Source organism: Neobacillus novalis NBRC 102450 (assembly GCF_001591805.1).
Lineage (GTDB): Bacteria > Bacillota > Bacilli > Bacillales > Cytobacillaceae > Neobacillus > Neobacillus novalis.
On record NZ_BCVP01000049.1, the window covers coordinates 1 to 12,447 of the forward strand.

At 39.2% G+C, this 12,447-nt stretch carries 13 protein-coding genes and 1 riboswitch; of the genes, 9 read left to right on the forward strand and 4 right to left on the reverse strand.

What is annotated here, in order from left to right; translation table 11 throughout:
• Positions 1–144: 144 nt before the first annotated feature.
• The 9 genes from BANVL01_RS24080 to BANVL01_RS24115 all read left to right on the forward strand — a co-directional run bounded on the left by BANVL01_RS24080 (position 145) and on the right by BANVL01_RS24115 (position 8,837).
• Positions 145–459 carry a DUF3139 domain-containing protein gene (locus BANVL01_RS24080; RefSeq protein ID WP_268874972.1) on the forward strand — a complete coding sequence of 105 codons (315 nt, stop codon included), beginning with the start codon at positions 145–147 and terminating at the stop codon, positions 457–459.
• Positions 460–493: 34 nt separating this feature from the next.
• On the forward strand, positions 494–1,291 hold the full coding sequence (murI, locus tag BANVL01_RS24085) for a glutamate racemase (protein WP_066092662.1): 798 nt from the start codon (positions 494–496) through the stop codon (positions 1,289–1,291).
• A gap of 160 nt (positions 1,292–1,451) precedes the next feature.
• Positions 1,452–4,055: a phosphoenolpyruvate synthase gene (ppsA, locus tag BANVL01_RS24090; RefSeq protein ID WP_066092659.1), complete on the forward strand. Its 2,604-nt coding sequence runs from the start codon at positions 1,452–1,454 to the stop codon at positions 4,053–4,055.
• 298 nt (positions 4,056–4,353) lie between these two features.
• A complete protein-coding gene (locus BANVL01_RS24095; RefSeq protein WP_066092656.1) occupies positions 4,354–4,761 on the forward strand; it encodes a hypothetical protein in 408 nt (135 codons plus the stop codon).
• A 28-nt stretch (positions 4,762–4,789) separates the two neighbouring features.
• The gene (locus tag BANVL01_RS24100) at positions 4,790–5,797 is read left to right on the forward strand and encodes a TIR domain-containing protein (protein ID WP_066148124.1); all 1,008 of its coding nucleotides are present in this window, start codon (positions 4,790–4,792) and stop codon (positions 5,795–5,797) included.
• Positions 5,794–5,964, forward strand: coding sequence for a hypothetical protein (locus BANVL01_RS27560; protein ID WP_156482404.1), 171 nt, complete (start codon positions 5,794–5,796; stop codon positions 5,962–5,964). The genes BANVL01_RS24100 and BANVL01_RS27560 overlap by 4 nt, the downstream gene beginning before the upstream one ends.
• Before the next feature lie 86 nt (positions 5,965–6,050).
• Positions 6,051–6,232, forward strand: a riboswitch (Lysine riboswitch).
• A 156-nt stretch (positions 6,233–6,388) separates the two neighbouring features.
• Positions 6,389–7,228, forward strand: a complete 840-nt coding sequence (locus tag BANVL01_RS24105; protein ID WP_066092650.1) for a transporter substrate-binding domain-containing protein — start codon at positions 6,389–6,391, stop codon at positions 7,226–7,228.
• Between the two features lie 76 nt (positions 7,229–7,304).
• Positions 7,305–8,075, forward strand: coding sequence for an amino acid ABC transporter permease (locus BANVL01_RS24110; protein WP_066092647.1), 771 nt, complete (start codon positions 7,305–7,307; stop codon positions 8,073–8,075).
• Between the two features lie 18 nt (positions 8,076–8,093).
• Positions 8,094–8,837, forward strand: coding sequence for an amino acid ABC transporter ATP-binding protein (locus BANVL01_RS24115; protein ID WP_066092644.1), 744 nt, complete (start codon positions 8,094–8,096; stop codon positions 8,835–8,837).
• 47 nt (positions 8,838–8,884) lie between these two features.
• Here BANVL01_RS24115 and phnE (BANVL01_RS24120) read toward each other — a convergent pair whose 3' ends face one another.
• From phnE (BANVL01_RS24120) to BANVL01_RS24135, 4 genes are all read right to left on the reverse strand, one after another.
• Positions 8,885–9,688 carry a phosphonate ABC transporter, permease protein PhnE gene (gene phnE / locus BANVL01_RS24120; protein WP_066092640.1) on the reverse strand — a complete coding sequence of 268 codons (804 nt, stop codon included), beginning with the start codon at positions 9,686–9,688 and terminating at the stop codon, positions 8,885–8,887.
• Positions 9,685–10,476, reverse strand: a complete 792-nt coding sequence (gene phnE / locus BANVL01_RS24125) for a phosphonate ABC transporter, permease protein PhnE (protein WP_066092637.1) — start codon at positions 10,474–10,476, stop codon at positions 9,685–9,687. Before phnE (BANVL01_RS24125) ends, phnE (BANVL01_RS24120) begins: the two co-directional genes overlap by 4 nt.
• A complete protein-coding gene (gene phnC / locus BANVL01_RS24130) occupies positions 10,473–11,246 on the reverse strand; it encodes a phosphonate ABC transporter ATP-binding protein (protein ID WP_066097005.1) in 774 nt (257 codons plus the stop codon). Before phnC ends, phnE (BANVL01_RS24125) begins: the two co-directional genes overlap by 4 nt.
• A gap of 124 nt (positions 11,247–11,370) precedes the next feature.
• Positions 11,371–12,270 carry a phosphate/phosphite/phosphonate ABC transporter substrate-binding protein gene (locus BANVL01_RS24135; protein ID WP_425311868.1) on the reverse strand — a complete coding sequence of 300 codons (900 nt, stop codon included), beginning with the start codon at positions 12,268–12,270 and terminating at the stop codon, positions 11,371–11,373.
• Positions 12,271–12,447: the final 177 nt, after the last annotated feature.

Consider the following 12,447-nt stretch of genomic DNA (forward strand, 5'->3'; position numbering starts at 1 on the left):
GGCGTTAATAATGAAGGTCACTTTTTGCACCTAATTCATCTCGCTTATTGAACAGGCGCTTTACTTCATAAAGGAGTAAGGTCTTTTTTTAAAAAAGTAAAGAAGAAGGTTAGTGAAGAAGGATTATTCTATCCCATATCAATTATTAATTCCTTAATAATTTCCTTAATAATAATTATTCCTTTGGGGTTTTATGGATATATAAAGTATCAATTTAATTCTTTAAAGGATGATACCTATGACTATTTATTAGAAAGATATAATAAGGATCAAATTCAAAAAATAGAAACTCAATTAACAATAGGTAGTTATCATTATGTAGCTTTTGTTACTTTTAAAGATGAACCTGAACATATTTATGAATATAGACGGATTGATGGTAAGATTAAACAAGGAACTCCTCTTCCTAGTGAAGAAAAAGCTCCAAAATATAAACATTTAGAACCAAATAATAGGTGATTGAAATCATTAATTTAGGAGAAGAGTGAAAGTAGTGAGAATAGGTTTTTTTGATTCTGGAATTGGTGGAATGACTGTACTTCAACAAGCATTGAGGTTTTTACCGAATGAAGATTACATATTTTATGCAGATACCTTACACGTTCCATATGGTGAAAAACCAAAAGAAGAGGTAAGGGAATATATTTTTAATGCAGTTGACTTTATGGCTAATCAAGGAATTAAAGCATTAGTCATTGCTTGTAATACTGCAACCAGTATTGCAGTGGATGACCTTCGTAAAAAGTTTGATTTCCCTATTTTGGGTATTGAACCAGCAGTAAAACCTGCAGTTCAAAGTTGTGAGGGAAAACGAAAAAAAGTATTAGTGTTGGCTACAAATTTGACTCTCAGAGAGGAAAAGTTCCAAAACCTTGTGAAAAGTATAGACCATCACGATATTGTTGAAAGTTTACCACTTCCTGGTCTTGTCGAATTCGCTGAGAATTTTGAATTTAGAGAAGAGAAGGTTGTACCCTATTTAAAAGAAAAACTCTCTTCGTTTAACTTAAAGGAGTACGGAACGATTGTTCTTGGATGCACCCATTTCCCATATTTTGAAAATAGCATAAAGAAAATATTTCCTGAAGAAGTGGACATTATTTCTGGAAGTATTGGAACTTCAAAAAACTTAAAACGTATTCTTGAAACGAAGAATCAAATTAACGAAGGAACAGGGGATATTGTATTTTTTAAATCTGGTTATAAAGTTGAAGATAAAGAAACATTATCTAATTATAAAAAGTTGTTGGTAATGTTAGATAGGAAAAGCCCTTTAACAACGGGTGCTTAAATTAAACGGAAAAGGCTGTTCTGACAGCCTTTTCCGTTTAATTTTTTTTGTACTCTTCCTATTTTAATTATAGCATACAAAAAATGGATAATACAGACTGTTTTTTCCCATTTACTACTGGTAAAATCAATAGAACATTAATGGATGGGAGAGATGTAGAATGAGTTCTTTAGCTCTCGGTTTTCAGGAAATAGAAAAAACGCAGCTTTTGCTCGTTGGCGGAAAAGGGTTGAATTTAGGGGAATTATCAAAAATTCAAGGGATACAAGTACCAGAAGGATTTTGTATTACAACAGTGGGTTATCAAAAAGCCATCGAACAAAACGAAACGTTTCATGCTTTGTTGGCTCAACTAACCATGCTAAAAGTAGAAGATCGAGATCAAATTGGTGAAATCAGCAGAAAGATTCGACAAATCCTTATGGAAGTAGAAATTCCTTCCGATGTGGCGTGCGCAATTGCTGACCATCTCTCCCAGTTTGGCGAGGAACATGCTTATGCAGTGCGTTCTAGTGCCACTGCTGAAGATTTACCATATGCCTCTTTTGCTGGCCAGCAAGACACCTATTTAAATATCATCGGCAAAGAATCCATCTTGCAGCATATCAGCAAATGTTGGGCTTCCCTATTTACGGATCGCGCGATAATCTACCGTATGCAAAATGGATTTGACCACAGTCAAGTGTCTTTATCCGTTATCATTCAAAGGATGGTTTTCCCCCAGGCTTCAGGGATTCTATTTACCGCTGATCCGATTACCTCTAACCGAAAGTTACTATCAATCGATGCCAGTTTTGGACTTGGAGAAGCACTGGTCTCTGGCTTGGTATCTGCCGATTGTTATAAAGTTCAGGAAGATAAAATCGTCGATAAGATGATAGCAACCAAAAAATTGGCTATCTATGGACGAAAAGAAGGCGGAACAGAGACCGTGCCGATCGATCCTGAACAGCAAAAGACTCAAACGCTTACTGAACAACAAATTTTACAATTAGCATGCATCGGAAGACAGATCGAAGCTCATTTTGGCTGCCCACAAGATATCGAATGGTGTTTGGTTGATGATACTTTTTATATTGTCCAGAGTCGTCCAATCACTACTCTTTTCCCCATCCCTGAAGCCGATGAGACCCAAGAAAATCACGTATACGTATCTGTTGGTCATCAACAAATGATGACCGATTCCATAAAACCATTGGGATTGTCGTTTTTCCTGTTAACGACTCCTGCACCGATGCGTAAAGCTGGTGGAAGGTTATTTGTTGATGTCACACCTCAACTGGCTTCACCTGTCAGTAGAAACAATTTATTAAATGCGATGGGTCAACACGATCCGCTCATGAAAGACGCCCTTATGAACACACTTAAGCGTGGAGATTTTATAGTATCGTTACCGGATGATAAAAAAGCACCGAGTCCCAGCAGAGGCAATACAGAGATGCTGGCACAAATCGAAAACAATCCATCAATCGTTTCTGATTTGATTAAGCGTAGTCAAACATCCATAGAAGAGTTAAAACAAAACATACAAACGAAATCAGGATCAGATTTATTTGATTTTATTTTAGAAGATATGAAGGAATTAAAGAAGATTTTATTTGACCCACAAAGTTCAGCTGTATTTATGGCTGCTATAAATGCTTCAACATGGATCAATGAAAAAATGAACGATTGGTTAGGTGAAAAAAACGCAGCAGACACGCTTTCTCAATCTGTGCCAAACAATATTACTTCGGAAATGGGTCTAGCACTATTGGATGTCGCAGATGTGATTCGTCCTTATCCAGAAGTCATTGATTATTTACAACATGTAAAAGATGATAACTTTTTGGATGAACTGGTTAAGTTTGATGGTGGGCAGGAAGCTAGAAACGCTTTCAATGCTTTTCTCAACAAATACGGAATGCGATGTGCAGGAGAAATCGATATGACCAGGAGTCGTTGGAGCGAAAAACCAACTACACTTGTCCCCTTGATTCTGGGTAACATCAAAAGCTTTGAGCCGAATGCCAGCCATCGGAAATTTGAGCAAGGTCGGCGTGTTGCTTTGGAAAAGGAAAAAGAGTTATTAGACCGATTGAAACAATTACCGGATGGTGAACAAAAAGCTAACGAGACAAAACGAATGATTAGCATCATCCGGAATTTTATTGGATATCGGGAATATCCAAAATACGGCATGATAAATCGCTACTTTGTTTATAAGCAGGCTTTACTGAAAGAAGCTGAAAAACTTGTACAAGAGGGTGTTATTCATGAAAAAGAAGATATATTCTATCTCACTTTTGAAGAACTTCTTGATGTCGGACGGACCAATAAACTGGATTACCAGATCATCAGCAAACGAGCATACGAGTACAAATTATATGAAAAACTAACTCCCCCACGTGTGATCACCTCTGATGGTGAAACACTCTCAGGTAAGTACAAACGAGAAAATCTCCCAGCCGAAGCTCTAGTGGGTCTGCCTGTTTCTTCCGGAGTTATAGAGGGACGCGCTCGTGTCATCTTAAACATGGAAGATGCTGATTTAGAAGATGGAGATATATTAGTCACCACCTTTACTGACCCAAGCTGGACACCATTGTTTGTATCGATAAAAGGCCTAGTCACCGAAGTTGGTGGACTGATGACCCATGGAGCCGTTATCGCACGGGAATATGGGTTGCCAGCAGTTGTTGGAGTGGAAAATGCCACCAAAATCATAAAAGATGGGCAACAAATTCGCGTTTCTGGGACAGAAGGGTATATCGAAATATTATAATTAGTGAATATAAGCGACCGAAGCTGGGGAAATGCCCCAAGTTGGGTAGCTTATAAGGGCTATAAGCGACCGAAACCAAGAAAAAGTCCGAAGTTGGGTAGCTTATAAGGGCTATAAGCGACCGAAGCCGGGAAAATCGACCAAGTTGGGTAGCTTATAAGGGCTATAAGCGACCGAAGCCGAGAAAATCGACCAGGTTGGGTAATTATATGGGACAATATTCCTGACCCCATGTCCCGCCGCAGGAATTTTCCGTTTTTGCTTGAATATTATAATAAAGAGCGTTTGGGGGTATATTATGAATGAGAATAAGATAAAACACCTTGAATTTATTCAGGGGGTCATCAATCGGATGGGGCAAAATTCCTTTTTATTGAAGGGATGGGCCGTTACGCTTGTTGCTGGGCTTTTTGTTTTTGCGAATACCCAAGATATGGAATGGAGAATGATTTCCATTGCCTTCATACCTAGTATTTTCTTTTGGCTTTTGGATGGTTATTTTCTTTGGCAGGAAAAGCTGTTCAGAAAACTTTATGATCAGGTGAGAAAAAAAGCCGAGGAAGAGGTTATCGATTTTTCGATGAATGTGCAACCCTTTGTTCGTGAAGTACACTCATGGATATCTACTTGCTTTTCCAATACTTTAAGCCTATTTTATCTGCCGATTATTTCCATTATCATAATTACTATAGTGGTTGCTTGGTAATATTAAATAACATTTTATGGAGGGAGAAATGACCAGGATCAAACCAAGATTATTTATTGGCTCTGCCAGAGAATCCGCTGACTATGTTGATGCCATTCATGAAGCACTTACTCATGTTGCTGAGGTTACTCCTTGGACCGCAGGTGCATTTCGCCCGCTCGAATATAATATGGAAAGCCTTGAACGACAATTAGATGAGAATGATTTTGCTGTATTTGTATTTTCACCGGATGATGTTGTAAATATACGAGGTACGATTACATTTACGACAAGGGACAATACTTTGTTTGAAATGGGGTTATTCTGGGGTAGATTAAGAAGAGGACGAGTCTTTTATATTATCCCTCATACAACTCCGGAAAGTGAGGAAGCAAAAGGGTTTCGTTTACCTTCCGATCTCGACGGCCTTACTGTATTAAGGTACGAAATACGTGCTGATCATAATCACGATGCTGCTGTAAATGTCGCTTGCAGGGCGATCAAACGGAAAATTCGCGAGTTGGGCGTCTTTCAAAATCCGGCTAAACTCTTAGCGGAAGCTCAAGCAAACAGGGAAAAAGACTATGCCTTAATTCGCATCCTTCGAACCTTGTCAAAACGACTTTTAGCAGACCCAGCGAAACAGTTTGAATATCTACAAGAAGCGGTTCGGAACGCTTATCTTGCTCCATCATCTTATTACGTTGAAGGAATAGGGGTCTGGCAAGCGGAGGGAATTGATGGGCTAAAACAAATAGCGGGAAATGATGGTATAGGGAAATTTTACCCGTTTAATATTAATGAAAACAGACGAAAAACAGATCGAATTATTGTCGTTGATTGTTTTTTACAGAGTAACGAACTGGTTTTTCAAAAGAATAATACAGCCTTTGATAATACGTATGTCTTATGTTACCCTATAGGTAATCAATTGGTTCTGACGGTTGAATTAACGGGAAGAAGGCTATTAAGCCAAGCAGAGATTGACGATATTTTTCTCGATAATTACAATCTTTTAAGCACGATTAACACAATCTTTGGAGGTGCCTCTTCATGAGCAGAGCAGCGGTATCAAAAGTAGACCAAAAATCGTATAAACTTGGAGAAACTGTTAAAGGTGTAAGAGCGGTTATTACCTCCATTCACGGAAAAGAAGAATCAGGAAAAGTTATCTATAAACGAAAAGCAGACTATCGAGAAGACCCGTATCAGAAGCGGGCATAGGGGGCAGGAAGCCCGTCCCCTTACCTTGACAAATTCTAGTGGTTATTGTAAAATCAAAACATAATTTAATAGGACCTCACTTTTGCTAGTGAGGTAGAGGCGCGGTGTTTATTAGTCTTTAGTGGAGCTTGAGAAGCTATGATTCTAAGGAGAAGGAAATGTCGCCGAAGCTTGTAATATTCTCCGTATTACTTGCTGGGTCTGCAGTGAAGAATTGCAGGACTGTCTCAATAAACGTCCCGGTTTATTGAGTTGAGCTATCTCATTTGGGGAAAGAAGAGGACTGTAGGGTAATAGTATATTACGAGACCTGAGTTTACCTCAGGTCTCTTTTTGTTGTGCGAATTGCCTGAAAAAAATAAAAAATGCCACTTGTTTACATGCAGGAGGCAGACTTTTTTTGAAAAAGAGGAGGAAAAACGTAATGACGAGAAAAAAATTATCTTTTTTAATAGTAATCTCTTTAATTATGATGCTGTTATTGTCGGCATGTGGTACAAGCAATTCAGGAGATAAGGGTGCAGCGGAGAAAGAAACGTTTACAGTTGGTCTTGAAGCAGGGTATGCACCATTTAACTGGACGCAATCGGACGATGCTAATGGCGGAGTTAAAATTGATGGTAATGCGGAATATGCTGGCGGATATGATGTAGAAATTGCCAAAAAAATTGCGGATGGCTTAGGGAAAAAGTTAGTGATTGTGAAAACAGAATGGGACGGGCTTGTTCCGGCGTTAACTTCTGGAAAAATTGATGCCATCATCGCCGGGATGTCACCAACTGATAAGCGCAAAGAAACGATTGACTTCACAGACAACTATTATAAATCGAATTTAGTAATGGTTGTGAAAAAAGGCGGAAAATTCGATGGGGCTTCTTCCATTCAAGATTTCAAAGGAGCAAAGATATCTGCTCAATTAAATACCTTCCATTACTCGGTCATTGACCAGATTAAAGAGGTAAAAAAGCAGCCGGCGATGGATAACTTCCCAGCAATGAGGGTGGCCCTTGAATCTGGCGTTATTGACGGATATGTTTCCGAACGTCCAGAAGGCATAAGTGCCCAGTCTGCAAACGAACACTATAAAATGATTGAGTTTAATGACGGCTTTAAAACATCGGATGACGATACATCGATTGCTGTCGGTGTTGCTAAAGGCAGTAAATTAACGGATAAAATCAATAAAATCCTATCAGGCATTTCAGAAGATGAACAGACAAGCATTATGGATGCTGCTATTAAAAATCAACCAGCGGCCCAATAATTTTTCAGGGGGAACCGGGTGCATTAGCAGCATTCGGTTTTATCCGTTTTATGCTTTTTAAAAAAGGAGAACAACTATGACTTTTGATTGGGTAATAAAAATTGTTTCAAACAATTGGCCAATGTTTCTTCGCGGTGCGGGTGTGACGTTGTTAATTGCGATTACAGGGACGATTTTGGGCTTTATTATCGGCCTGTTGATAGGGGTTATTCGAACCATTCCTACTCCTGAGCGAGGAGTAAAAAGAATTTTCCTCAAAATAATCAATGCGATTCTTTCAATCTATATTGAGGTGTTCCGCGGAACACCGATGATTGTGCAAGCGATGGTTATTTTTTATGGTTCAGCTTTAGCGTTCGGTATGGATATGAACCGAATTTACGCGGCAATCTTAATCGTATCGATCAATACGGGGGCCTATATGTCGGAAATCATTCGCGGCGGGATTGTTTCGATTGATAAGGGACAATATGAAGCAGCTCAGGCGATTGGAATGAATCATTTTCAAATCATGAAGAATGTGGTCTTGCCGCAGGCGATTCGCAATATTTTGCCGGCAACAGGTAATGAATTTGTGATTAATATTAAGGACACATCCGTTCTTAACGTCATTTCAGTATCAGAATTATTTTTCCAGACAAAATCAATCGCCGGAAATAACTTCAGGTATTTTGAATCATTTTTCGTTGCTTGCGTGCTTTATTTTATTATGACCTTCACTGTGACTAGAATTCTTCGCTACATCGAAAAGAAATTAGACGGTCCGGACAATTATATAATGTATGCCAACCAAATGCAGGTAGAGACACCTGAAGATCTGCTGCGCAAAACAAAAAATCAATTGTAGAGAAAGGAGGAGAATTAGATGGAAAAGGTTGTTGAGATTCAGCATTTAAGTAAATCTTTTGGGAGCCATGAAGTATTAAAGGATATTAATTTCACCGTAAATAAAGGGGAAGTTGTTTGTATTATTGGCTCATCGGGCTCAGGGAAATCAACGCTTCTTCGCTGTGTTAACCTTTTAGAAAAACCAAGTGGCGGCCAAATCATCTATCAAGGTGAGAACATTTTAGATAATAAGCATGATATTACCGCATACCGGACAAAATTAGGGATGGTTTTCCAGCAATTCAATTTATTTAATAATCATAATGTGTTAAACAACTGTACGGTTGGTCAAATGAAAGTGTTAAAACGTTCCCGTGAAGAGGCTGAAAAAGTGGCAATGAAATATTTGCAAGTTGTCGGGATGGATCGATATGTGAATGCCAAGCCGAAACAATTATCCGGCGGTCAAAAACAACGTGTCGCCATTGCGAGAGCCCTTTCAATGGAGCCGGATGTGATGTTATTTGATGAACCAACATCGGCGCTCGATCCGGAAATGGTCGGCGAGGTTCTTAAAGTGATGAAGGAGCTCGCTAACAGTGGTCTCACGATGTTAATTGTCACCCATGAAATGGGCTTTGCAAAAGAAGTCTCAGACCGTGTTGTCTTTATGGACAAGGGCGTGATTGCCGAAGAGGGAAGTCCTGAACAAATCTTCAACCAGCCAACACAAGATCGTACGAAAGAATTTTTAAAACGCACATTAGTTCAAACAATTTAGCAGAAGCGCCACGGCTTGTGGCGCTTCTGCTAAGTAAAATTCTATTTTTAGATAATTTTCTTACGCAAGTATCCAGAAATAAGGTCGATTAAGGTAACCATGACAATAATCCCTAAGAGGATAATTCCTACACGATTCCAGTTTCTAGAGGTTAGGGCAAAAATAAGCGGAGTACCTATTCCGCCGGCTCCAATGACACCAAGAATGGTGGCTGACCGAACATTGATTTCAAAACGATAGAGAGTGTAAGATAGAAATCCGGGAATAACCTGAGGGAGTACCGCAAACCAGAGGATTTGGAAACGGTTGGCCCCTGTTGCTAATAAAGCCTCGGCAGGGCCAAGATCCATATTTTCAATTTCCTCAGAGAACAACTTTCCCAGCATCCCAATGGAATGGAGCCCCAATGCTAATACCCCGGCAAATGATCCTGGACCAACTACTTTAATAAACATGATGGCCATCACGAGCTCAGGAAATGTTCGAATGAAACTAAGGGAAAATTTCCCCGTGCCTGAAAGAGTATGACCTTTGCTCATGTTGCGAGCAGCCCAAAAGGAAAAAGGAATGCATAATAGAGCAGAAATAAATGTACCTAAAACCGCAATCGCCAGCGTATCGAGTAAGCCGTGGAGTAAATCTTCCCCGCCAGGCTCAGATACATAACTCCAATCTGGGTGAAAAAGTCCATTAAAAATAGCTTTAGATATTTGCCCTGCGGTTGGTTTGATTTCTGGAACCGCCATACCGGCAAAGGCCCAAATGTAAACAAGTGCGAGGACAAGATAAACACTCCAGAGCCCAATGCGATTTTTCTTACGTCTAGGAATTCTTCTAGCTGTTGCGTTCATAATAACTTCTCCCGTAATTTTGTACTGAAATAGTCAATGATTAACACGACAACTAATGTATAGACAATGATGGAGCTTGCTTTATCGTATTCAAGAAACCCCAGCGTTTTATTGTAAAATAATCCGATGCCGCCTGCACCAACGAGTCCTAATACGGCAGCTGCCCGTACATTAATTTCAAACGTGTATAATACATAGGAAATAAAATGGGCTTGTATTTGGGGAATGATCCCAAACACAATAAGTTGAATTTTATTCGCTCCGACTGAAATCATCGCTTCGAGCGGCCCAGGATCGATGGATTCAATCGACTCATAGGTTAATTTTGCAATTAAACCAATCGAAAAAACGGTTAAGGCCAAAATACCAGGTAACGCTCCAAGTCCAAAGATTGCGACAAAAATGGAGGCTAAAAGTAAATCAGGAACAGTCCGAATTAAATTTAAAATAAAACGTGCCGGATAAAAGATCCATGAATTTTGAACCAAATTACTAGCTGAAAAAAGTGCAACTGGAATCGAAATAATCGCGCCAAACGTCGTTCCGATCACGGCCATCCGAATCGTTTCCAGCATCGCCCCGGTTATTTTATCAAAATAACTCCAGTTGGGAGGAATCATTTGTGTTACCAAATCCATCATATTGGGAAATCCAATGATGAACTCGCTTAAGGAAGACTCGGTTTTCACAGAACTTCCCCAAAGAAGTAAGAGGACAAGTAAGGCTGTCAGATATCCTTTTATTTTACTGGGAGGTTGAGGTACCCCCTTTTTCTGAGCTTGAATCATAGGGCGGCCGCTCCTAATAACTCGTCTTTATGAATGGGACGGCCATAAATTTCAGAGAACGTTTCATCCGTTGCCTCTCCTACAGGTCCATCAAAAACAACCTCGCCCGCTTGCATCCCAATAATTCTTGTCGCATATTCTTTGGCTAAATCAACGTGATGAAGGTTCACGATGGTGGTAATCCCTAATTCCTTGTTGATTCTTCTTAAGTCATCCATTACCTGTTTTGTTGTTAGCGGATCTAGAGAAGCTACCGGCTCATCGGCCAATATTATTTTTGCTTCTTGAGCTAACGCGCGGGCAATGGAAACACGCTGCTGCTGACCTCCTGATAACTGATCTGCCCGGGAATAGGCTTTATCCAAAATATTCACACGTTCGAGTGCATCAAAGGCTAGATGTTCATCTTCTTTAGGGAATAATCCGAAAACGGTTCGTAATGTGGAATGATATCCTACACGTCCGGATAATACATTTCTTAGTACAGTAGACCTCTTTACTAAGTTAAAGCTTTGAAAAATCATCCCGATATCGCGGCGAATTTCTCTTAAGGCGGCTCCTTTTGCATGTGTAATCGACTTGCCGTCAATCAAGATTTCTCCCTCGGAAATTTCTGCTAATCTATTTATTGAGCGTAATAACGTTGACTTACCTGCACCAGATAATCCAACCACCACTACAAACTCACCATTTTCAATTTTTAAGTTAATAGTACGTAATCCTTTCACACCGTTAGGATATGTCTTGGATACATTTTTAAATTCAATCACTTCTTTACCAACTTTCTTCATTTGATATCAATCAAGTTGAGAACGAAAATGTTATGGGTAAAAAACCTAGCCAGTAAATGAAGACTTACTGGCTGGAAACATATTAATCATAAAAACTATTTATCTACTCTGTTTTTACTTTTTTAGCATAATCACGTACGATATCAAACACTTTATCGTCAGATGGTGTGTAGCCTTCATGGGAGTATATGTCTTTAATAATTTGGTGTCCTTCTGTATCTTTTCCGATTTCAACAAATGCATCTTGAATCTTTTTCACCCATTCTTCATTCATGTCTGTACGAACAGAAATGGTGTCATTAGGGATTTTTTCAGTGAACTTAAGTGCCTTTGTCTCTTCAAATACTTTTGGATAATCCTTCTTTACAATATTACGGGCATCTTGGAAAATAACGGCTGCATCGACATCACCATTAAGAAGGGCAATGACAGCTTGGTCGTGACCCTTTACCGTTACTCCTTGAACATCTTTAATTGGGTCAATTCCGGCATCCAATAAAGAGGCTGCAGGCCATACATATCCTGCTGAAGAAGTTACGTCTTGGAAGGCAATCTTTTTACCTTTTAGGTCTTTAATATCGTTGATGTTAGCGTCCTTTTTCACAATAAACATGGATTTATAGAAGTCTACTAAATCTTGAGTAGGCTGACCTGTTTGATTATCCACTCCAAAACGCTGTGCTTGAAGTAACACGTTTGCTGCCCCTTTTTCATGCGCCAAAACATAGGCAGTCGGCGGTAAGAAGCCAATATCTACTTTTTTTGATGCCATTGCTTCAATGATTGTATTATAATCCGTGGAAACACTCACTTTTACTGGAATGCCAAGTTTGTCACTTAATAGTTTTTCTAATGGTTTTGCTTTTGCTTCTAACGTATCAGCGTTTTGTGATGGTACGAATTGGACGGTTAGAGTTTCAGGTGCATATGAAGCATTTTTAGCGGAAGCATCTTTTGAACTGCCGCAGCCACTTAAAATACCTGCCGCAAGTGTTAATGACATGCCGATTGCTGCTAATTTTTTTCCTTTGAACATCTGTGAAACCTCCATGTAAAAAATTTTTATATTACAAAAGGAATAGTACCATGAGAGTGCAGCTGTTTTATGTTAAGAAACAGTAAACTTTGTAAATTATTGTTTGTTCATTTCGTTTTACTAGTATAATGATGTTGATTAAAC